Here is a 21,230-nt window from a genome sequence, read left to right as displayed (position 1 = left end):
TTTTTATTCTTTTAAATTATAAAAAGGCATGAGTGTGTAAATATCAAGCATAAAAAAACCGAAGCGTTAGCTTCGGTTTTTTCTATATAAGTAAGGTTGTATTTTATCCTTTAAAACTAGCTTTTAAGAACTCAGAGTTCATACGAGCAATGTTTTCTAAAGAAATTCCTTTAGGACATTCAATTTCACAAGCTCCAGTGTTTGTACAGTTTCCAAAACCTTCTAAATCCATTTGAGCAACCATGTTTTTAACACGCTCAGTAGCCTCTACTTGACCTTGAGGTAGTAAAGCATACTGAGATACTTTAGCTCCCACAAATAACATTGCAGAAGAGTTTTTACATGTAGCTACACAAGCACCACAACCAATACAAGTTGCAGCATCCATAGCTTTATCAGCATTTTCTTTAGGAACTAAGATAGCATTTGCATCTGTGGTGTTTCCTGACGTGTTTACTGAAATATAACCACCTGCTTGTTGAATTCTTTCAAAAGAACCTCTATCAACTACTAAATCTTTAATTACTGGGAAAGCAGCAGCTCTAAATGGCTCAATTGTAATAGTGTCGCCATCTTTAAACATACGCATGTGTAACTGACAAGTAGTTACTCCACGGTCAGGGCCATGTGCTTCACCGTTAATGTACATAGAACACATACCGCAAATTCCTTCACGACAGTCGTGATCGAATGCTACAGGTTCTTCACCAGTGTTTACTAATTGTTCATTTAATACGTCCATCATTTCTAAGAAAGACATATGCTCAGAAATATCGGTCACCTTATATTCGACCATTTTTCCTTTATCACTTGCGTTTTTTTGACGCCAAATTTTAAGTGTTAAATTCATAATTCTCTCTTATTTGTATGAACGTTGTTTTAATTCAATATCGTTAAACTCTAATTCTTCTTTGTGTAAAACAGCATCAGCTGGTTCACCTTTATATTCCCAAGCAGCAACGTAAGCAAAATTAGCATCATCACGTTTTGCTTCTCCTTTTTGAGGCCCGTCTAATTCAACAGACTCTTCTCTAAAGTGACCTCCACAAGATTCTGTTCTGTTTAAGGCATCTTTAGCGAATAATTCTCCAAGCTCTAAGAAATCAGCAACTCTTCCTGCTTTTTCTAATTCTGGGTTCATTTCATTCGCATCTCCTGGAACAGTTACGTTTTTCCAGAAGTCTTCGCGTAACGCTTTAATTTCAGCCATAGCTTCTTTTAAACCTTGTTCGTTACGTGCCATTCCACATTTTTCCCACATGATTTTTCCTAATTTCTTGTGGTAATAATCTACAGAATGTTCTCCTTTATTGTTAATGAAGAAATTGATACGATCTTTAACTGCTTTCTCAGCTTCTTCAAATTCTTTAGTTTCAGTTGAAATTTTACCTGTACGGATATCATTAGATAAGTAATTACCGATTGTATAAGGTAATACGAAATATCCGTCAGCTAAACCTTGCATTAATGCAGAAGCTCCTAAACGGTTAGCACCGTGATCAGAGAAGTTTGCTTCACCAATAGCATAACAACCATCAATGGTAGTCATTAAGTTATAATCTACCCAAATTCCACCCATTGTATAGTGAGTTGCAGGATAAATCATCATTGGTGTTTTATATGGATTGTCATCAACAATCTTTTCATACATTTGGAATAAGTTCCCGTATTTAGCCTCTACTACTTTTTCACCTTCCTCAATAATTTTTTCTTGAGTAGGGTTTTTAATTCCGTGTAATTTACACTGCTCTTTACCGTAACGTTCAATCGCCGATTTAAAGTCTAAGTAAACAGCTTCTCCTGTAGCGTTTACACCATAACCAGCATCACAACGCTCTTTTGCAGCACGAGAAGCTACATCACGAGGTACTAAGTTACCAAATGCAGGATATCTTCTTTCTAAGTAGTAATCTCTATCTTCTTCAGCAATTTGAGTTGGTTTTAATTTTCCTTCTCTAATTGCTAATACATCTTCCATTTTCTTAGGAACCCAAATACGACCATCGTTACGTAACGATTCTGACATTAAGGTTAATTTAGACTGGTAGTCACCTGAACGAGGAATACAAGTTGGGTGAATTTGCGTGTAACAAGGGTTTGCAAAGAATGCTCCTTTTTTGTGAACTTTCCAAGCCGCTGTTGCGTTAGACCCCATTGCGTTGGTTGATAAAAAATACACATTTCCGTATCCACCAGAAGCAATTACTACTGCGTGTGCAGAGTGACGCTCAATTTCACCAGTAACTAAGTTACGAGCAATAATACCACGAGCCTTTCCATCAACAATTACCAAATCTAACATTTCATGACGATTGAACATTTCAATCTTACCACGAGCAATTTGACGGTTCATTGCTGAATAAGCTCCTAATAATAATTGCTGACCAGTTTGGCCTTTCGCATAGAAAGTACGAGATACTAATACCCCACCAAACGAACGGTTATCTAATTGTCCACCATAATCACGAGCAAAAGGAACTCCTTGCGCCACACATTGATCGATGATGTTTGCAGAAACCTCAGCTAAACGGTAAACGTTTGCTTCACGAGAACGGTAATCTCCACCTTTTACTGTATCGTAAAATAAACGGTAAAAAGAGTCACCATCTCCTTGATAGTTTTTTGCAGCGTTAATACCACCTTGTGCTGCAATAGAGTGTGCACGACGAGGTGAATCTTGGTAAGCAAAAGCTTTAACGTTATATCCTAATTCTGCTAAAGTTGCAGAAGCAGAACCACCCGCTAAACCAGTACCTACTACAATAACGTCAATTAAACGCTTGTTAGCAGGGTTTACCAAGTCAATTTTATCTTTATAAGTTGTCCATTTATCTTTTAATGGACCTTTTGGAATTTTTGAATCTAAAGTTGCCATACTTGTTGCGTATTAGTGATTGAAATGATGAAATAATGCAATAATTACGAATCCTAACGGAATTAAGATTGCGTAAAGCTTACCAAAAGTTTTCAATCCTTTAGTATATTTATTATTTGCTCCCACAGATTGGAAAGCAGAATTAAATCCGTGTAATAAGTGTAAAGCTAAGAATACAAAAGCAATTACATAAGCACCAACTCTAATAGGGCTTAAGAATTTGTGTTGTAATTCATGGAAGTACCTAAACTCACCATCGTGTAAACCACTCCAATCACCTTGAATAAATTTGGTGTTGATTTCAGGAAACCAAAAATCGATAAAGTGTAATACAATAAATGCTAAAATAGCAGCTCCACTGTAAATCATGTTTCTACTCATCCAAGTAGAATTTGCAGCTCCGTTATTTTTAGCATAGCTAACTTTACGTGCACTTTTGTTTTTAATTTCTAAGATGAATCCCATTACAAAGTGAAACACTACACCAATAATTAAAATTGGTTGCATTACATATTGAATTAACGGATTCGTCCCCATAAAGTGCGACAATTTGTTAAATGTTGCTCCGTTATCTGGAAAAATCGAAGTAATGTTAATTGCAAAATGTTGTAATAAGAAAAACATCAGGAAGAATGCCGAAAGTGCCATGGCAAACTTTCTTCCGATAGAAGATTTTAGTAATCCGCTCATTATTTTGTTTGTTGATTAAATAATAGCACAAATTTAAGAGGATGACAGTACTTGAACAAACTTTACGAATTGTTTTCTTAAATATTTAGAATGGGTTTAAATAATAGTTTTAAAAAACTGTTTTTCTTAATGTTTATGAGGGTATGAATGGAGGTGAGTCAATGTTTTTTGGTATGGATGCTTTTAAAAACCGTATTTTCTAAACGTTAAATTAACTCTTGGGTTTAAATATTTAGGGTTTTCAGGTAGGCTATGTTCGTAGTATTCTTGACAGCGTTCTTCCATAACCAACAAACTTCCGTGCTTTAAAAGTATTTTGTTTTCAACCATCGTTTTGTTTTCTCGGATATAAAATAAACGTTCTTCACCTAAACTAATTGAAGGAATAATATCAGTGTTTCCAAAAGCCATTTTATCTGAGTGATAATCAATACCAGAGTTTCCATCAGGATAATAAATACAAACACAAGTTTTAAATTCTTGTCCAGTAAGTTCTTCAATCTGTTTTTTTATTGGAAACATATATTTTGGCCATTCCATAATGTTTCCCCAATCTGATTTTGGAAAAACATTTTTCCTTATCAAATCAGAGTCAACAAACATTAATTTACCAAAGTTGTATTTAATTACATCATCAGAAGAAAGTTTAATTTCCATCATATTTGTGAGTTCAGAGAGGCTTGTTAATTGCTTAAATAACTCTGTAGCTTCTTTTTCAGGTAAAAAATTAGGGTTGTAACTGATAACATTGTTAAGGTTAGTTGACATTTTATATTGTTAGTTGATGGTTAAGTTCAGTATTGATGCCAATTCTTCAGGTTTTTCAAGAGGAACCATATGACCACAATTCTTAATCATTATATATGTTCCTTTTTCAGTTTTATTGGCAAGCTCTTTTAGTTTTTTTGGTTTGATAAGCGCATCATTTTCGGCAGCAATAAAAAGGATAGGTATGTTTAAATTTAAAACTTTTTGTGAAATATTTAATCTAGTTGAAGTTGCTTTTAATTGACGGAGTAGTACATCTTTTCCTAAATCAGCATCCATTTTTTTAATAACAGAAATAATTTCGGAATTACTGTGATTATCTGGATATAGAAATTGTTGAATTCTTGCTTGAGAGATTCCTTTGTAGGTGTGTTTTTCTAAAAAGTCAATAGTGTTTTTTCGCAATTGGATTTCGTTATCGTTTAATCCATCAGTGTTGGCAGCAACTACAACCAACTTTTTTACTTTTTCAGGATAGTGAACACTAAAGTTCATGGCGGAAAACCCACCTAAAGAAAACCCAATAATTGCAGCAGGTTCTTCAATGTAATTCAGTATAGTTTGATTAATTTCCTTAAAAGAGTTAGCAGGAGTAATATCAATATGAATAGGTTGTATATTTTCTAACTTAGGAAAAACAAATTGCCATAAATCTACTGTACACATTGTACCTGAAATAAAATATACCTTTTGCATTTATTGGTTGTAATTAGAATTGACTAAACATTTGTTGTTTTTCCACTTTCTTTTGAGAGACTCTTTAGAAATGATTTTATCATCACAAGTTAAAAAATTTCCTTTTTTATCTTTTTTAATAATTTTTAATTTTCCTTGGAGTATAGCATTGATTACTCTGTAAATCAATCCCCTTTTAGGAAGGTTGTTACCTTTTTTAGATAAAGTTAAGCCAACCTCATTGTTAAATAAATCCATTTCAGAAGAAATTTTATCAGGAATAACACCATCTTCTAACTTTCTGTCTTTGTATGTTTTGTAGTTGTCTTTTTCGTGAGCCTTACCAAGTGAACGGGCTGCGTTTTCTCCAATTTCTTGTTGTAATAAAGCCATCCAAAAAGCATGACGAAATGCATCTACTTGTCCACCTGCGTAATCCCCGTCTAGTAGGGGAGAAACTCTTAGAGAGTCACTTACTCTTAATGCTTCACGTGAAACAATAAAAGCTTTTTTAGCTTTAAAAGGGTGGAGTAGTACCCATGTTTTTTGAGCTCCTTGTAGTTTTTTAAATTGTTGCCAGTTGGATTGGGCGTTGGTTACAAGATTAAAAATCATGAAAACTATGATAAATACTTTTTGCATTAAAATATTTTTTTAAATCAAAGATATATTGGTTTTGTCAGCTCTTCCTGTTTTTTTCGACAAACGATAAAACTATGTATAAATGGCGGTACAAGATATTCAAAACTATTCCTATCAAAATATTTTTTCGTTACAAACAGTTCAGTTTGAAGAACTATGTGTGGTAAACTCACCACAGCAAATAGATCAATACAAAGTATTTTGGATAAAAGAAGGAACAGGTAGATATAACATCGATTTTAAAAGTTATTCTTTTGAAGATGGAGTATTGTTTTTTTTATCACCAGGACAAGTGTTTTCAGTAGAATCAGAAAAAATTAAAGAAGCTTATCAACTTAGTTTTACTAGAGATTTTTACTGTATTCAAACGCACGATGCTGAGGTATCGTGTAATGGGGTATTGTTTAATAATATATATGAAACACCTTTTGTAGTACCTTCAGGAAAAGAAGTCTCAAAATTAGATTTTATTCTTCAAAATTTAATAGAGGAGTTTGAGTTAGAAGAAACAGCGCAATACGATATGTTACAATCGCTTTTAAAACAATTTATTGTATATTCTGTACGGATAAAAAAAGAAAAAGATGTTGTAAAGGAGAGTGTAGAAACCAAGCTTTTTAAAGATTTTAGTTTATTGGTAGAACAAAATTTTAAAAAGATACACCGAGTTACAGAATATGCCTATCGATTAGGTTTATCACCAAAATCCTTAACCAAACACCTTCAAAAAATAGGAACAGAAACACCAAGCGACTTTATAAAAAATAGAATTATAACCGAAGCAAAAAGGTTGTTGTTATATACAGATGATTCTATTAAAGAAGTTGCTTTTGATTTAGGATTCAATGACCCTGCGTACTTTTCTCGATTTTTTACAAAATCTACTGGGCAATCGCCAAAACAATTTAAAAGAAGCTATAGCTTATAAAAGAAAAAACCACGCAACGCGTGGTAAACTACACAACTAATAAAGTTTTTTGTTACACTAATACAAACAACCTTTTTTCGACGAGATAAAAGTACTACAGTAAACATGTTAATACGTTACCTGTACTTTATGAAACCGTGAATAAAAAGCTAGCTTTTTGTAAGAAAACTGTTAGCAAAACAGTATGTCCAAGTTTTAAGAACCTTTGTCCATTTTTTAAGGTCTATTCCTGTCGCACCTTTGTACCAGAATTCAAAAACAACGAATTATGAGAACAGAAATTAACCAATGCCCAAATTGTTGGGGATATCAAGAATACGACGAGCAGTTTCCAGAAAGAGAATTATGTAACTGCGAAAAAATAAACTAAAAAGACAACATTAAAATTATGAGTACAAGAATTGAAACTTTAGATCCAGAAACCACAACAGGAAAATCAAAAGAATTGTTTGATGCAGTTCAAAATAAGTTAGGATTTATTCCAAACCTAATTAAAGTAATGGGGAATTCACCAGCACTTTTACAAAGTTATTTAAGCTTAGGAGAATTAAACGGAAGTGGAAACTTTTCAAACAAGTTTAGAGAGCAATTAGCTTTAGTTATTGCAGAAGAAAATGAATGTAACTATTGTTTATCTGCACACACAGCCATAGGAAAAAATAATGGTTTATCAGAAGAAGAAATTGAACAAAACAGACAAGCTGAGGCTTCTGGTGCTAAAACCAAAGCAGGTTTAAAATTTGCGCAAAGTGTTACAAAAAACAAAGGAAATGTGAGTTCAGCAGAAATAACTGAGGTAAAAGCAGCAGGATATAACGACGGAGATATTTTAGAAATCGTTTTAAATGTTGTTGCAAATACCTTAACAAATTATGTAAACCATATTGCAGAAACCGAAGTTGATTTTCCAAAAGTAGAAGCAGGTAAGTTTAAACAAAACGCATAAAAAACGAATAGCTCTTGTAGCCTTATTAACAGAGTGTAGTTATGGGGTTTTGGTTGCAAAGCTATTCGTCTTAAAAAAAAGTAAAACCATAAAAATCAATAAAAATGAAAAAAGTAGTAGCTATTTTAGTATTATTAGTAGGATTTGCATTTACAGCAAATGCACAAAAAGCAAAAACCATTTCTTTAGAACAAACAAAAGGAAAGTTTACCCAACAGTCTTTAACACTTTCTGAAGGAACGTATGTTTTTGAAATTTCTAATAAAAATGTTGGACATGATGTAGGTTTTGTATTAGCGCCAAAGGGAAAAACAGATGAAAAGCATCATATAAAAAATGCATACGTAACATCTTTGGTAAAAAACAATAGTAAGTCAAGCTCTAAAAAAGTAACCTTAACAAAAGGAGAGTACGTTTACTTTTGCCCGTTGAATCCAACACCTCAATACACTTTAACGGTGAAGTAATAATTAAAATTTGATTAATAATTTTAAAGAGCCCTTATTTAGGGCTCTTTTGTGTTTTTAATAAAAAGAGATTTTATTTATTCAACACGTGAAAACATGCTTCCTAGTCCGTCGTAATTATTATCGGAAATCTCTAAGACGTTAGGTTTTGTAACTCTAATGATTCCTGACAGTATAATTCCAGAAATTTGTTGGTCACCAGATAGTTGTATGAATCTTTCTTCTTTATTTGAATAAATAGCTTTTTTCATTGTTAGAGTATAGGTACCTTTTAAAGTTTCTTTACCATCTTCAAAAATTGAAAACTGATAGTTTTTTTCTAAGGTAAGTTGTACTTTTTTACTAAGTGACTCAGGGGTTTTATGAATGTGGTTTCCAAAACCACCATCGGTATTGGTCCAATTCCAAGTTCCGACCAAATCGGAATTATCAAATTTGTTTATTTGGCTAGAAGCACATGAAATAAGTGCGAAAGCGAATATGTAAAGTAGGTTTTTCATCGTGAAGGGTTTTTGTTTATTTTTTGTTCTCTTCCAATTAGGAAATATAAAACAGTACCAAAAAAGTTAGCTAATAAAACAACGAGAATCCAAACAATTTTATTGTTTCCTTTAAACTCACTTTTTAAAATATCAACAAGAGCAATAATTGTTGGAATAATTCCAATTAAAATAATTAAGATTAAAATTAGTTGCCATACTCCAATCATTTCTAAATAAGTCATCATCATAACAATTTTTAAACACTAAAAATAGTAAAAAACAAGAAAAACAAAAACGTCATTAAAATTTCCAAAAAAAGGAGTTTTAATGACGTTTTTAAAAGTATGGGAAATGATACTATTTATTCATAATATCTTCTATTTCGTCAGCTTCAATAGGTATGTTGCGCATTAAGTTGAATGGCTCACCTGTTTCTTGAACAACAACATCATCCTCTAAACGAATACCAAAACCTTCATTAGGAATATAAATACCAGGTTCAACTGTAAATACTTGGTTTGCTTGCATTGGCTCATGTAACAATCCGTAGTCATGCGTATCTAGCCCCATGTGGTGAGAAGTACCGTGCATAAAATACTTTTTGTATGCTGGCCAGTTAGGATCTTCGTTTTGAACATCTGCTTTGTCTAATAACCCTAAACCTAATAATTCCGAAGTCATTAATTTACCAACTTCAACATGATACTCAGCCCAAAGAGTTCCTGGAACTAACATTTTTGTCGCGTCATTTTTTACACGATTTACAGCATTATATACCTCTTTTTGTCTGTCTGTAAAACGTCCAGAAACAGGAATTGTACGAGACATATCTGATGAATAGTTAGCGTATTCAGCACCAACATCCATTAAAATTAAATCACCAGCCTTACATTGTTGGTTATTTTCAATGTAGTGTAACACGTTTGCATTGTTACCTGAAGCAATAATAGGTGTATAAGCGAATTTCTTAGATCGATTTCTGATAAATTCGTGAATGTATTCTGCTTCAATTTCGTATTCCCAAACTCCTGGTTTTACGAAATCTAATACACGTCTAAATCCTTTTTCAGTAATATCACAAGCAGTTTGAATTAAATCAATTTCAATTTGATCTTTTACTGAACGTAAACGTTGTAAAATAGGGTTACTTTTTGCTACTGAATGTGCAGGATATTTGTTTAATAGCCACTTAGTAAAACGTGCTTCACGAGTTTCAGTTTCAACATTTGCACGATAGTGCTCGTTGGTATTAATATAAACGGTATCAGCTAAAGCCATCATTTCAGCTAATACTTTTTCTAAATCTTGTAACCAGTGTACGTTTTTAATTCCGCTAGTTTCTAAAGCCTTTTCTTTGGTTAGTTTTTCACCTTCCCAAACAGCAATATGCTCATTAGTTTCACGTAAAAATAGTACTTCACGTAAATTTTCTTTCGGACAATCAGGAAATAAAATTAAGATACTCTCTTCTTGATCAACACCACTTAAAAAGAAAATATCACGATGTTGTTCAAAAGGTAAAGTGCTATCGGCACTTACAGGGTAAATATCGTTTGAGTTAAAAACGGCTAAACTATTATGCTTCATTTGAGCCATAAAGTTTTTGCGATTTTTTATAAATAATTGACTGTTTATTGCGTCGTACTTCATAATGATTCAATTAAATTGATAAGATTCCCTCAAAAATACGGAAAGAAACTGTGCAAATATTAGCCATTTGGCGCTAATTTATATTTTTTCGAATTCTACTCATATGTCGAGTAGAAATTCCTAAAAATGAAGCTAAATAATGTAGTGGGACTTCTTGAAGTAATTTGGGTTCATTTACGAGTAGCTTTTTATAACGTTCTTCAGGAGTTAAGGTCAACAAATCAATACGGTAATCGTCAATTAAAAAAATTTGATTTTCTATAAAGTTGTAATAAAATTGATGAAAAGCCTTGTTGTTTTTCATTAGGTGTTTAAAATCATTAATTTTTAACCCCCAAAGTTTACAGGCGCTTAATGCTTTTATATTTTTAGGGGAAGGAGTTTGTTGCAAAAAACTCTTTAAGGATGAGGCGAATCCGTTTCTTAAAGCTAAATAGGTGGTTTTTTCTTGTCCAGAAACGGTAACAGCGTATTGTAAAATACCACTCTCTACAAAACAGAAATACCGACAAGCTTCTCCTTTTTTTACTAGAAATTCATTTTTTGATAAGGAAAACTCTTTAAAACAGTCAATAATTTCTGGAATTAACGTGTTTAAGTTTTCATCATTTATGATGTTTTGTATGCGCTGTGTAATAGCTTTTTTAGAAGCGTCCATTTATGGAAATAAATTTTAGCTTAAAAGTATAAAAAAAGGATGCTTTTTACAGCATCCTTTGAAATAATTTATGTTAAGTGAGTTATTCTAACTCAACTGTTCCCATATCTGTATTTTCTCCTAATACTACAGTAACTTCTTCAACTGTTTTAGCAGTTAATCCAGAAGCTTCATCAGGATTAAAAGTTACGCTATAAGTACCAGCAGGTACTCCGTGTAACATAAATTTACCTTCTTCATTTGTTAAAGCAGTGATAGGTTCTTCGGTACCAGAAACAGCACTAACCTCTACTTGGTATTCAAAAGGATTTACCATTCCAGAAATAGCTCCAGAAGCAGCTTCAGTAGTTACTCTAATAGTTGGCTTTAAGCTGTAGTCACCAGTACCTTCAACTACGATTGACTTATCAACCATAAAATCTAAGATAAACGTGTACTTTACACCACCTACTAAATCTTGGTGTACGTTTAATTTTAATCCTGATTGTTGAGCGCTAGGGGTTGCTAAAGGAAAAGTTTCTCCATTTACAACAATAGAATTGTTATCACCTAAAACTAAGCGAATTTGACCAATTTTACCAGCAGGTATTTCAGTATCCACTAATAAAGCGTCAATACCACCTGTTAACTCAAGTAAGTTGTATACTTGTGGAGTAACGTTTCCAAGGCTTTGCCAACCATTTTCTTCGTCTCCAGAGTTAATCATAACATCCTGTACGTCGATGTTTACTTCATCGTAATCTCCAGGAGCATCTACCAAGCGTACTGCTACTTTAGACATTTGTGGGGTGTCGTCACTAGAACAGCTAATAAAAGCGGTAAAGAAAGTTGCTAATGCAACTAGTAATAAAACATGTTTTTTCATAATTATTGGTTTTTGTAATACACAGTAATTATAACAAGATTTATACCAAAATATTGCTTTGTTTAATTAGTAAGATTCTCAAATAACTGATAAAGAGCAAGATAAATTTGTTATTGAGGTGTTTTATTATTATTCCTTCTATTACGGTTGTTTCGCTTTCTAGGAGTATGTTTTTTTGAGTTTTCTGCTGAGGTTTTTTTTGTTTTTTTCTTTGGATCAGAAGAGGCTTTAAACGGCTTTTTAGCTGGTTTATTTCTAGGTTGCTGCTTTGGTCGTTCAGTTTTAATTTCATCTTTTATGGTAGATAAATCAAACCCTTCTAACTGAGAAACGATAATTTTTTGTCCTAATAACTTCTCAATACTTTTTAAGTATGCTTCCTCTTCTTGCGATACTAATGAAATAGCTTCTCCGCTAGCACCGGCTCTTCCTGTTCTACCAATTCGGTGTACATAATCTTCAGGAACGTTTGGAAGTTCAAAATTAATAACATGTGGTAGCAATGGAATGTCTAATCCACGAGCAGCAATATCAGTAGCTACCAAAACACGAATAGAGTTGTCTTTAAAGCCTTTTAAGGCTTTAGTTCTTGCTCCTTGACTTTTGTTTCCGTGAATAGCTGCGGCAGAAATTCCTCTTTTAACTAGTTTTTCAGTCAATCTATTAGCACCATGTTTAGTTCGAGTAAAAATTAAAACTTGATTCCAATTCCCTTTTGAAATTAATTGACCAACTAATTCGGTTTTCTTGCTTTTCGGAACTTTGTATAGTTTCTGATTTACTTTTTCAGCAGTCGTATTTTCAGGAGCTGCTTCAACCATCACAGGATTGTGTAAAATACTTTGCGCTAATTTTTTTATTTCTTTGGAAAAAGTAGCTGAAAACAATAAGTTTTGACGTTTTTGAGGTAAAAAAGAGATTATTTTTTTAATATCTCGTAAAAAACCCATGTCTAGCATTCTATCTGCTTCATCTAAAACTAAAACATCTACACGTTTTAAAGAAAGTTGATTTTGTTCGTGTAAATCTATTAATCTACCAGGAGTAGCTACCAAAACATCAATTCCGTTTTTAAGTGTTGCTATTTGTGAACTAGGTTTTACTCCGCCAAAAATAGCGGTAGATTTAATATTTAAATGTGTACTGTATTCGCGCACATTATCATATACCTGAGCTGCTAACTCTCTTGTAGGTGTTAGTACCAATGCTTTGATTGGACGATATTTTGGATTCTTTTTTTCTGATATGTTTTGTAAAATAGGCAAGGTAAACCCTGCTGTTTTACCTGTTCCGGTTTGTGCAGAAGCTAATACGTCTTTGCCTTCTAAAATAACTGGAATTGCTTTTTCTTGAATAGGAGAGGGAGTTTCATACCCTTTTTCGGTTACAGCTTTCACTAAAGCTTTTGATAAACCTAACGATGTAAATGTCATATATAATTCTTCAGTAGTACCTAAAGAAGACACTACTATGAGCCAACAAAGGTACTGCTATTTTATTGGGCTTCGGCTATAAATAAAAAAGACGCCTTATTAAGACGTCTTTTTTTAAGTTTTAGTATGTGTTTAACTTTTAGCCATGGCGCTTTTAATAACACCAACAATAACTAGTAAAACAGCTCCACCGACACCACTGGCTGCAATGTTACCGATAATACCAGAAATATCAACATTTAACATTCCTAGTAATTGAGCTCCTAGGCCTCCTCCTAAAATCCCAACGACAGAGTTCCAAATGGTACCTAAAGAAAACTTTTTTAACAATGCACCAGCAAGATTACCACCTACTGCCCCGCTTAATAAGCTAATAAGAAATTCCATAATTTATAATTTTTGATTAGTTAATTGGAATTAAAGTAAGTGAAAATTAACGTATAAAACAAATAAAATCAGATTGTTATATTTTACCCAAATGAAATAAAGCGTCGCCCATATTAATAATAGGGAAGTTGTTTTTAGCAATAATATAACCGTCATAAGGAGACTTTACTGAGAAATTAGTTTCTCCATAGGTATCCATAATATGTCCTAAAACCTGTCCTTTTTTTACTTTTTCTCCATTGTGAAGAATAGGGGTAAATAAGCCCGCAACTTTAGCTCTAACCCATTTGTGTTTATTAATGTGTATTGAAGTTGGGTTTTTAGGTATTTCTATACTTTCTTTTACCATTTTAAAGTGTTTTAAAATACGAAGAGTTCCATTAATACCTTGTTGAATAGCTTTTTCTTCTAGTCTTAATGATTCTCCTCCTTCATATACAATTACAGGAATATTGTTTTTATAACATTGATTTCTAAAAGATTTTGGAATAAGTCTAGAGCCAAACATAAAAGGAGCATTAAAAATATTGGCTAGCTGAAGAGCTCTATCATCTTCAGGAGTATATCGTATTTGCGGAAAGTTATTTCGTTGTTCTCCTCCTGTATGGAAATCAATAGCAAAATCTACATTATTTGTAATCTCTTTCATTAAGTAATATGCCATTCTGCTTGCCAAAGAACCAGTTTTTGAACCTGGAAAACTTCTATTTACATCTTTGCCATGCATATCGCGAGACATGTTTAAAAAACCAAAAATGTTCAATAATGGAACTACAATAACACAACCACGATGAATTTTGTACGATTTATCAATTAACATTCTACGTACTAATTCAACACTATTTACTTCGTCACCATGTAAACCACCTTGTAGTAGAATAGTTGGCCCTAATTGGTCACCATTAAAAATATACACAGGAATTTCTATTAGAGTTCCTGTAGGCAATCTATCAATAGGAATTTTAATTAGTTTAGATTCACCTAAACCAATTTTTTGTCCACGAATTTCTATGATTCCGTTTTTAAAATTTTGTTCGAACATTTTTCTTCTAAAAATTTAATGATAGCCTTAGCAATATTATCCTTGGTGTAAGCTTCAATTCCTTGTAATCCAGGAGTCGAGTTAACTTCAATTAATAAGGGACCTCTTTTTGATCGTATCATATCAACGCCAGCAATAGGAAGTTCTAAGTATTGAGCTGCTTTAATAGCTATTTCTTCTTCCTCAGTAGTTAAAGTAACTTTGTGTCCACTACCACCTTTATGAATATTAGAACGAAAATCTTCCTCCAGTCCTTTACGTTTCATAGAAGAGATTACTTTACCATTTACAACAAAAGCACGAATATCTTCACTGTTACTTTCTTTTATAAACTCTTGAAGTAAAATACTGGTATTAGTTCCGTGCATGGTATCTATGATAGACATGGCAGATTTTTTACTTTCAGCCAAAATTACACCTGAGCCGTGTGTTCCTTCTTGTAATTTAATAATTACAGGAGAGCCACCTAATAAATCTATTTGTTCACCAATATTTTCAGCGTCAACAGAAAAAACAGTCTGCGGAATAGGAAGTCCATTTCTGCTCATTATTTGTAAAGTACGAGCTTTGTTCTGTGCATCAACAATACCTAAATAACTAGCGGTACTATATACCCCGTTCATTTCAAATTCTTTTACAACGGTAGCCCCATGTTTCATAGCAGAAACACCTATTCTAGGAATAATTATATCAGGAATATCAATAATATTTTTGCCTTTATATATAATAGCAGGCTTACCATTGCCAAGTTTTATAGAACATTTTAAATGGTTTATAATTTCAACTTTATGTCCACGACGACGAGCTTCTTTGTATATTCTTTGTGTTGAATAAATTTGGTCACTAACAGAAAGAATAAAAATAGTCATAGCCTAAAAATTTTGAGGTTAAACAAAGCTAATAATTTTTTTGTTTGACAAGAGCTTCAAAAAGAAGTCTCTCAATATTCTGTTAATTTTTTTGAAATACTATTAGCTTACAGTATTTTCACTTCTTCTAAACCAAATTATAATGAGAATCTTAGCCAAAGTTTTTATCGCTTTATTTCCGTTTACAGTAGTCGCGCAACAGCCTACATCAGCAGAAAAAATGCAGCAAGCTTTACAACAAAAGCAAGCTTTAATTACAAACTCCATCGTAAAAAATATACCGTTTAAAAACATTGGACCTACAGTGATGAGTGGACGTGTGGTAGATATTGATGTAAATCCAGAAAATACTACAGAGTTTTATGTAGGATATGCTTCAGGAGGAGTATGGCATACCAATAATAACGGAACGACTTTTACTCCAGTTTTAGATAATTCTCCAACACAAAATGTGGGTGATATTGCTGTAGATTGGAAAAATGGGACAATTTGGGTAGGTACAGGAGAAAATAATTCTTCTCGTTCGTCATATGCTGGGATTGGAATTTTAAAATCTACCGATAAAGGTAAAAATTGGACAAATGTAGGGCTACTAGATTCACATCACATAGGTCGTATTTTAATCAATCCAAACAATCCTGATGAGGTAATCGTTGGATCTATTGGTCATTTATACTCATCAAACAAAGAAAGAGGAGTTTTTAAAACTACTGATGGAGGAAAAACTTGGGCAAAAACCTTATTTATTAATGAAAACACAGGGATTATAGATATTCAACCAGTACCAAACAACTTCAATATTTTATATGCTGCTGCTTGGGAACGCGAGCGTAAAGCATGGAATTTTGATGGAGACGGGAAAAATTCAGCAATTTATAAATCGACTGATGCAGGAAATACTTGGACTAAAATTTCTGATAATAATGGTTTTCCAAATGGTAAAGGAGTTGGTAGAATAGGGTTAGCCGTATATGACGAAAACACAGTATACGCTTTTCATGATAATCAATTCCGAAGAAAAAAAGACTCTACTAAAAATGCAAAAGGATCTGGTGCTCTGACAAAAGAAGAACTTGCATCAATTTCTGTTGATGAGTTTTTAAATATGAAAGACAAAAAGTTGAATTCATATATCAAAATGAATGGTCTTCAAGAGAAATATCGTGCAGAGAATGTAAAACAAATTATACGTTCAAGCCCAGGGGAAATGAGACCAAGTGATTTGATTGGTTACTTAAAAGATGCTAATGCTGCATTATTTGATACTCCAGTAATAGGAGCTGAGGTTTTTAAAACTACCGATGGAGGAAAAACTTGGAAAAAAACACATGAGGGTCATTTAGATGATTTATACTATTCGTATGGATATTATTTTGGAGAAATTCGTGTTGATTCGCAAGACCAAAATGGAATCTATGTATTGGGAGTTCCAATTTTAAAATCGAAAGATGGTGGAAAAACATTTACATCTATTAGCAAAGAAAATGTTCATGCTGATCATCAAGCATTGTGGGTAAATCCAAAAAAACAAGGGCACTTAATTGATGGGAATGATGGTGGTTTGAATATCTCTTATGATGACGGTGAAAGCTGGATTAAATTAAATGAACCAGCTGTTGGGCAGTTTTACACTGTATATGCCGATAATCAAGAAAACTATAAGGTGTATGGAGGAATGCAAGATAATGGCGTTTGGGTTGGAAATCACAATGCAAAAATTGACAAAAGTTGGCATCAAACAGGAAAGAATCCTTATGAAAGTTTAATGGGAGGTGACGGTATGCAAGTTGCTGTTGATGATAGAAACCCAAACATTGTGTATACAGGATATCAATTTGGAAACTATTATCGAATAGATAGAGCTACAGGAAAACAAACTTATATTCAACCAAAACCAGAAAAAGATAAACCAGCATATCGATTCAATTGGCAAACTCCTATTCAGTTATCAAAACATAATCAAGACATCTTGTATTTAGGAGGAAATAAGTTACACCGCTCACTAAATAAAGGTGATAATTGGGAAGAAATCTCAGGAGATTTAACCAAAGGAGAAAAGGAAGGAAACGTAGCTTACGGAACTTTAACTACCATTTCTGAAAGCCCATTTCAATTTGGACTAATCTATGTAGGTTCTGATGATGGATTGGTACAGGTGACTAAAAACGGAGGAGGAAGTTGGGAGAGGGTTTCAAATTCTTTTCCACAAAATTTATGGGTAAGTCGTGTAATAGCTTCAAAATATAAAAAAGAACGAGTGTATGTTACCTTAAACGGATACCGTTTTGACGATTTTACGCCATATGTATACGTGTCTGATGATTATGGAAAAACATGGAAAAACATCAGTAATAATATTCCAACTTCTGCGGTAAATGTGATTAAGGAAGACCCTGAAAAAGAAAATATCCTATACCTAGGAACCGATAACGGATTGTATGTTTCTTTTAATCAAGGTTCAACATGGGAGGCTTTTAGTAACGGATTACCAAATGTAGCGGTACACGATTTAGTAATTCAACCCAAAGCAAAGCATTTATTAGTAGGAACACACGGGCGTAGTTTGTACAAAGCAAATATTACTTCTTTACAAGAATTTGATAATAAAGAGGCTGTTTTCAGCATTAAGGATATTAAGAAAAGAAAATCTTGGGGTAGTTCTTGGAGTAAATGGTTAGAACCAAATACACCAAAAATTACAATTCCGTTTTATGTAAATGCAGATAAAGAAGTTGTATTAGAAGTATACTCAGATAAAGTTTTGGTAAACACTATAAAAACGAATGCAACAAAAGGATTTAATGAAGTGGTGTATGATGTTTCTTTTTCTGAAAAAGGAAGAAAAAAGTACTTAAAGAAACACAAAGAAGCTGAGGTAAAAAAAGCAAAGAATGACAAGTACTATTTACCAAAAGGAAAATATAAAGTAACGATGGGTGAGTTGAATCAAACATTTGAAATAAAGTAGTTTGTAACATTTTTTAATTTTTCGACTCTTATAAATAAAAACTAAAAGTATTTATGAGTAAGCCATTAAATTATACCTGTCCGAAATGTGATAACAAAACCTATGAAGTAGCTGAAATGAGGGCTACAGGAGGGACATTGTCTAAAATTTTTGATGTACAAAACAAAAAGTTTACGAGTGTAACATGTAAAAGATGTAGTTATACTGAGTTTTACAAAGCGAGAACGAGTGCTTTAAGCAACATATTCGATTTCTTTACGAATTAATAAACACGTCATTTCGAACGAAGTGAGAAATCTTATTATTTTAAGAAATGAATAATATTGTTAAGGTCTTTTTACGATTATTGAAAAAACACGAAGAATGCTTTTAAATAAGTAAACATTGCTATTTTTGCGTCATGGGAATTATACGTGTAAACGACATTCGTGTTTTTACAAATCACGGATGCTTAGATGAAGAAGCTAGAATAGGTTCGGAATATAGAGTAGATATCGAAGTAAAAGCCGATTTACAAAAATCATCACAAACCGATGATTTGGTTGATACGGTAGATTATGTGCATTTGAATCAAATTGCAAAAGAAGAGATGGCAATTCGTTCTAAATTACTAGAGCATGTTGCTCAACGAATTTTAGATAGAATCTTTAAAGAAATACAACTGGTTGATGAAGCGGAAGTTAGCGTAGCAAAAATTAACCCACCAATTGGCGGAAATGTTGCTGAGGTAGCAATTGTTTTATCAGATGTGCGTAAAAAGTAAAAAAAGCTTGCAAAAAAAGATAAAAGCTGTAAATTTGCAGTCCTTATCAATATAAGGTGTCGTGGCCGAGTGGCTAGGCAGTGGTCTGCAACACCATCTACAGCGGTTCGAATCCGCTCGACACCTCAAGAAAAAGCTCATCAAATTTGATGAGCTTTTTTGTTTAATTCTATTTGAGGCATTTGTTGTTGCCATAAATTGTAGTATTCTTATTTAAAACGAGATGAAAAAGGCAGTTATTTATAAATATCGATTAATACCTCTAAGTATATATGTGTGTTTGTCTTGTCTGCTATTACATTTGCCTTTGTAAAATTTAAAAAACATTGAATGGTTTTTTTTAGTGAAAAAAGTAAAAGGAATTAGTAGAGAAATGAAAAATAAATTAAAGACATATAAAAAACAGGTTACACTATTCTTTTTCTTGTTTTTGTTCATAAGTTCTTTTGGACAAAGTAAAGTTGATACCCTTTCGAGTAAAACAATGGAAGAGTTGTTTTCTTACTATGAAAAAAGTGAAAAAAAAGAAGAAAAAATTAGATATATAAAAGCTTTCTTAAAGGTAGCTAAGAGAGAAAAACACAGACAAAGAATTTCCGCAGGCTATTGGGTTTTATCAGATTTATATGAGGATAATAGAGTATTGAAATATAGTGATAGTGTTATTAGTTTAATGTCTGAGGAGAGTATTAAATACTACCCATCAGTTGCCTATATGAAAAAAGGGCATTACTATCAAAAAAAATATCAGTACGATGATGCGATTGATAACTATTTATTAGCACTGGAATATACAGAAAAGCATAATAATAAGTCTTTAGCGTTTAGTATTAAGCATAGCATTGGTTCATTGAAAAGAAGGCTTCAAATCTATGATGAAGCGGCTGTAATTTTTAAAGAAAATTTAGAATATGCAGAGAAGAATAGTTTAAAAAATAGAAGGTTAAGTTCAATAATGGAACTAGCAAACCTTTATACAGATTCACAAAGTATAGATTCAGCAGAATACTATGTGGAGCTGGGTAAAAAAATATCTCTAAAATCAAGAGATACGCTTAGGTACCGTCATCTAAACATGAATAAAGGTATTATTGAGTGCCATAAAAAAAATTATAGAGAGGCTATTGATATTCTTAAAAAGGAAACTTCTTTTTTTAAAGATAAAAACTTAGATAATTACTTAATTTATATTTATTTCTATCTGGGTAAATCATATAAGGGAATTAATGAAGAGAAACAAAAAATTAAAGCATACAAGAAAGTAGATTCTTTATTCCAGTTAGAGAAACCAGTTTTTTTATTTATCAGAGAAGCATATGAAGTTTTAATTGATAAATATAAGAAAGAGAATAATTTAAAAAATCATCTTTTATACATTAACAGGCTTATTAAATATGATAGTATTATAAACTATAATGAGAGATATTTAAATAGAAAAATTTACAGAGAGTATGATATTCCAAAATTAAAGTCAGAAAAAGAAACTGTGATAAAACAAATGAAAAAGAATAAAGTTTTTTTTCATTCTATTATTATAGTCATTTCTCTAGCGGTAGTTTTATTATTGGTTCTTTTTATTTATCAATATTACAAGAAGAGAGTTTATAAACAAAGATTCGAAGAAGTAATTAATTCTAAGGAAGTTATTAAAGTTGTAAAAAAGCCAAAAGAACATATTAAAATACCGAAACAAATTAGTGAAGCTATTTTAAAAGGATTGAATAAGTTTGAAAAAGAACAGAAATTTATAGCTAATAATATTACATTAAGTTCTCTGTCAAAAGAGTTAAATACTAATACTCAGTACCTATCTAAAGTAGTTAACTATTATAAAGGTAAATCTTTTTCTGCTTATCTGAGTGATTTAAGAATCTCACATATTATAGAGAGGTTAAAAAAAGATGCTATTTTAAGAAAATATACAGTAAAAGCCATTGCTAATGAGGCAGGTTTTAACAACGCAGAATCGTTTTCTAAGGCATTTTTTAAAGCTAAAGGAATCAAGCCTTCTTATTTTTTGAAAGAATTAGAAAAAAGAGATGATAACCTTTTATGATTTTTTAAAAATCACTCGGAAAGTCTAAATGCGTACAATGCTTTAATTATGGCAGATAGCATTTCT

Annotated in this window: 22 protein-coding genes and 1 tRNA gene; 8 read left to right on the top strand and 15 right to left on the bottom strand. The window is 32.3% G+C overall.

Translation table 11 applies throughout. From position 1 onward, the window contains the following. Positions 1–103: 103 nt before the first annotated feature. From VBY68_RS13295 to VBY68_RS13270, 6 genes are all read right to left on the bottom strand, one after another. The gene (locus VBY68_RS13295; protein WP_099214981.1) at positions 104–850 is read right to left on the bottom strand and encodes a succinate dehydrogenase/fumarate reductase iron-sulfur subunit; all 747 of its coding nucleotides are present in this window, start codon (positions 848–850) and stop codon (positions 104–106) included. Positions 851–859: 9 nt separating this feature from the next. Then, on the bottom strand, positions 860–2,875 hold the full coding sequence (locus tag VBY68_RS13290; RefSeq protein ID WP_124587939.1) for a fumarate reductase/succinate dehydrogenase flavoprotein subunit: 2,016 nt from the start codon (positions 2,873–2,875) through the stop codon (positions 860–862). Positions 2,876–2,887: 12 nt separating this feature from the next. Next, positions 2,888–3,565 (bottom strand): succinate dehydrogenase cytochrome b subunit, encoded by a 678-nt coding sequence (locus tag VBY68_RS13285; protein WP_099214983.1) that lies wholly within the window; start codon positions 3,563–3,565, stop codon positions 2,888–2,890. A gap of 183 nt (positions 3,566–3,748) precedes the next feature. Then, on the bottom strand, positions 3,749–4,333 hold the full coding sequence (locus tag VBY68_RS13280) for an alpha-ketoglutarate-dependent dioxygenase AlkB (protein ID WP_415270006.1): 585 nt from the start codon (positions 4,331–4,333) through the stop codon (positions 3,749–3,751). Between the two features lie 9 nt (positions 4,334–4,342). Continuing rightward, positions 4,343–5,029 (bottom strand): alpha/beta fold hydrolase, encoded by a 687-nt coding sequence (locus VBY68_RS13275; protein WP_415270005.1) that lies wholly within the window; start codon positions 5,027–5,029, stop codon positions 4,343–4,345. Then, complete coding sequence (locus VBY68_RS13270) at positions 5,030–5,650, bottom strand: DUF6973 domain-containing protein (RefSeq protein WP_415270004.1); 621 nt, start codon at positions 5,648–5,650, stop codon at positions 5,030–5,032. Between the two features lie 82 nt (positions 5,651–5,732). Here VBY68_RS13270 and VBY68_RS13265 point away from each other — a divergent pair, with 82 nt between their 5' ends. The 3 genes from VBY68_RS13265 (at position 5,733) to VBY68_RS13255 (ending at position 7,991) form a co-directional block, all read left to right on the top strand. Continuing rightward, positions 5,733–6,578: a helix-turn-helix domain-containing protein gene (locus VBY68_RS13265; protein ID WP_121146510.1), complete on the top strand. Its 846-nt coding sequence runs from the start codon at positions 5,733–5,735 to the stop codon at positions 6,576–6,578. A 388-nt stretch (positions 6,579–6,966) separates the two neighbouring features. Next, complete coding sequence (locus VBY68_RS13260) at positions 6,967–7,524, top strand: carboxymuconolactone decarboxylase family protein (protein WP_415270003.1); 558 nt, start codon at positions 6,967–6,969, stop codon at positions 7,522–7,524. A gap of 104 nt (positions 7,525–7,628) precedes the next feature. After that, entirely contained in the window at positions 7,629–7,991 is a 363-nt protein-coding gene (locus VBY68_RS13255) for a cupredoxin domain-containing protein (protein WP_121146511.1), read from the top strand. 77 nt (positions 7,992–8,068) lie between these two features. Here the strand turns inward: VBY68_RS13255 and VBY68_RS13250 are convergent, their stop codons facing one another. The 9 genes from VBY68_RS13250 to VBY68_RS13210 all read right to left on the bottom strand — a co-directional run bounded on the left by VBY68_RS13250 (position 8,069) and on the right by VBY68_RS13210 (position 15,377). Further along, positions 8,069–8,491 (bottom strand): hypothetical protein, encoded by a 423-nt coding sequence (locus VBY68_RS13250; RefSeq protein ID WP_415270002.1) that lies wholly within the window; start codon positions 8,489–8,491, stop codon positions 8,069–8,071. Continuing rightward, positions 8,488–8,718, bottom strand: coding sequence for a PLD nuclease N-terminal domain-containing protein (locus tag VBY68_RS13245; protein ID WP_415270001.1), 231 nt, complete (start codon positions 8,716–8,718; stop codon positions 8,488–8,490). The genes VBY68_RS13250 and VBY68_RS13245 overlap by 4 nt, the downstream gene beginning before the upstream one ends. Before the next feature lie 112 nt (positions 8,719–8,830). Further along, entirely contained in the window at positions 8,831–10,123 is a 1,293-nt protein-coding gene (locus VBY68_RS13240; RefSeq protein WP_415270000.1) for an aminopeptidase P family protein, read from the bottom strand. Between the two features lie 73 nt (positions 10,124–10,196). After that, complete coding sequence (locus VBY68_RS13235; RefSeq protein ID WP_124587983.1) at positions 10,197–10,781, bottom strand: Crp/Fnr family transcriptional regulator; 585 nt, start codon at positions 10,779–10,781, stop codon at positions 10,197–10,199. Between the two features lie 82 nt (positions 10,782–10,863). Further along, positions 10,864–11,646, bottom strand: coding sequence for a DUF4382 domain-containing protein (locus VBY68_RS13230; protein ID WP_415269999.1), 783 nt, complete (start codon positions 11,644–11,646; stop codon positions 10,864–10,866). A 110-nt stretch (positions 11,647–11,756) separates the two neighbouring features. Then, positions 11,757–13,079 (bottom strand): DEAD/DEAH box helicase, encoded by a 1,323-nt coding sequence (locus VBY68_RS13225; RefSeq protein WP_415269998.1) that lies wholly within the window; start codon positions 13,077–13,079, stop codon positions 11,757–11,759. Positions 13,080–13,211: 132 nt separating this feature from the next. Further along, complete coding sequence (locus VBY68_RS13220; RefSeq protein ID WP_099214995.1) at positions 13,212–13,466, bottom strand: hypothetical protein; 255 nt, start codon at positions 13,464–13,466, stop codon at positions 13,212–13,214. A 76-nt stretch (positions 13,467–13,542) separates the two neighbouring features. Further along, positions 13,543–14,508 (bottom strand): succinylglutamate desuccinylase/aspartoacylase family protein, encoded by a 966-nt coding sequence (locus tag VBY68_RS13215; RefSeq protein WP_415269997.1) that lies wholly within the window; start codon positions 14,506–14,508, stop codon positions 13,543–13,545. Then, the gene (locus VBY68_RS13210; protein WP_415269996.1) at positions 14,475–15,377 is read right to left on the bottom strand and encodes an ATP-grasp domain-containing protein; all 903 of its coding nucleotides are present in this window, start codon (positions 15,375–15,377) and stop codon (positions 14,475–14,477) included. The genes VBY68_RS13215 and VBY68_RS13210 overlap by 34 nt, the downstream gene beginning before the upstream one ends. 142 nt (positions 15,378–15,519) lie before the next feature. On the opposite strand from VBY68_RS13210, the gene VBY68_RS13205 reads away from it, so the two are divergent. From VBY68_RS13205 to VBY68_RS13185, 5 genes are all read left to right on the top strand, one after another. Next, positions 15,520–18,345 (top strand): VPS10 domain-containing protein, encoded by a 2,826-nt coding sequence (locus VBY68_RS13205; protein WP_415269995.1) that lies wholly within the window; start codon positions 15,520–15,522, stop codon positions 18,343–18,345. Between the two features lie 53 nt (positions 18,346–18,398). Next, a complete protein-coding gene (locus VBY68_RS13200) occupies positions 18,399–18,611 on the top strand; it encodes a zinc ribbon domain-containing protein (protein ID WP_121146520.1) in 213 nt (70 codons plus the stop codon). A 134-nt stretch (positions 18,612–18,745) separates the two neighbouring features. Continuing rightward, a complete protein-coding gene (gene folB, locus VBY68_RS13195; RefSeq protein ID WP_415269994.1) occupies positions 18,746–19,108 on the top strand; it encodes a dihydroneopterin aldolase in 363 nt (120 codons plus the stop codon). Between the two features lie 55 nt (positions 19,109–19,163). Next, a tRNA-Cys gene (locus VBY68_RS13190) sits at positions 19,164–19,234 on the top strand. A gap of 247 nt (positions 19,235–19,481) precedes the next feature. After that, positions 19,482–21,164, top strand: coding sequence for a helix-turn-helix domain-containing protein (locus VBY68_RS13185; RefSeq protein ID WP_415269993.1), 1,683 nt, complete (start codon positions 19,482–19,484; stop codon positions 21,162–21,164). Positions 21,165–21,230: the final 66 nt, after the last annotated feature.

It is taken from the genome of Tenacibaculum ascidiaceicola (genome assembly GCF_047470925.1).
Taxonomy (GTDB): Bacteria; Bacteroidota; Bacteroidia; order Flavobacteriales; family Flavobacteriaceae; genus Polaribacter; species Polaribacter discolor.
This window is presented reverse-complemented; position numbering and strand designations above follow the sequence as displayed.

Coding starts and splice junctions, on each gene's coding strand:
- VBY68_RS13235 (WP_124587983.1), bottom strand. CDS start 10,781: ATGGACGCTTCTAAAAAAGCTATTACACAGCGCATACAAAACATCATA.
- VBY68_RS13240 (WP_415270000.1), bottom strand. CDS start 10,123: ATGAAGTACGACGCAATAAACAGTCAATTATTTATAAAAAATCGCAAA.
- VBY68_RS13270 (WP_415270004.1), bottom strand. CDS start 5,650: ATGCAAAAAGTATTTATCATAGTTTTCATGATTTTTAATCTTGTAACC.
- VBY68_RS13275 (WP_415270005.1), bottom strand. CDS start 5,029: ATGCAAAAGGTATATTTTATTTCAGGTACAATGTGTACAGTAGATTTA.
- VBY68_RS13255 (WP_121146511.1), top strand. CDS start 7,629: ATGAAAAAAGTAGTAGCTATTTTAGTATTATTAGTAGGATTTGCATTT.
- VBY68_RS13205 (WP_415269995.1), top strand. CDS start 15,520: ATGAGAATCTTAGCCAAAGTTTTTATCGCTTTATTTCCGTTTACAGTA.
- VBY68_RS13210 (WP_415269996.1), bottom strand. CDS start 15,377: ATGACTATTTTTATTCTTTCTGTTAGTGACCAAATTTATTCAACACAA.
- VBY68_RS13250 (WP_415270002.1), bottom strand. CDS start 8,491: ATGAAAAACCTACTTTACATATTCGCTTTCGCACTTATTTCATGTGCT.
- VBY68_RS13230 (WP_415269999.1), bottom strand. CDS start 11,646: ATGAAAAAACATGTTTTATTACTAGTTGCATTAGCAACTTTCTTTACC.
- VBY68_RS13290 (WP_124587939.1), bottom strand. CDS start 2,875: ATGGCAACTTTAGATTCAAAAATTCCAAAAGGTCCATTAAAAGATAAA.
- VBY68_RS13225 (WP_415269998.1), bottom strand. CDS start 13,079: ATGACATTTACATCGTTAGGTTTATCAAAAGCTTTAGTGAAAGCTGTA.
- VBY68_RS13285 (WP_099214983.1), bottom strand. CDS start 3,565: ATGAGCGGATTACTAAAATCTTCTATCGGAAGAAAGTTTGCCATGGCA.
- VBY68_RS13280 (WP_415270006.1), bottom strand. CDS start 4,333: ATGTCAACTAACCTTAACAATGTTATCAGTTACAACCCTAATTTTTTA.
- VBY68_RS13215 (WP_415269997.1), bottom strand. CDS start 14,508: ATGTTCGAACAAAATTTTAAAAACGGAATCATAGAAATTCGTGGACAA.
- VBY68_RS13260 (WP_415270003.1), top strand. CDS start 6,967: ATGAGTACAAGAATTGAAACTTTAGATCCAGAAACCACAACAGGAAAA.
- VBY68_RS13220 (WP_099214995.1), bottom strand. CDS start 13,466: ATGGAATTTCTTATTAGCTTATTAAGCGGGGCAGTAGGTGGTAATCTT.
- VBY68_RS13265 (WP_121146510.1), top strand. CDS start 5,733: ATGGCGGTACAAGATATTCAAAACTATTCCTATCAAAATATTTTTTCG.
- VBY68_RS13295 (WP_099214981.1), bottom strand. CDS start 850: ATGAATTTAACACTTAAAATTTGGCGTCAAAAAAACGCAAGTGATAAA.
- VBY68_RS13200 (WP_121146520.1), top strand. CDS start 18,399: ATGAGTAAGCCATTAAATTATACCTGTCCGAAATGTGATAACAAAACC.
- folB (WP_415269994.1), top strand. CDS start 18,746: ATGGGAATTATACGTGTAAACGACATTCGTGTTTTTACAAATCACGGA.
- VBY68_RS13185 (WP_415269993.1), top strand. CDS start 19,482: ATGAAAAATAAATTAAAGACATATAAAAAACAGGTTACACTATTCTTT.
- VBY68_RS13245 (WP_415270001.1), bottom strand. CDS start 8,718: ATGATGACTTATTTAGAAATGATTGGAGTATGGCAACTAATTTTAATC.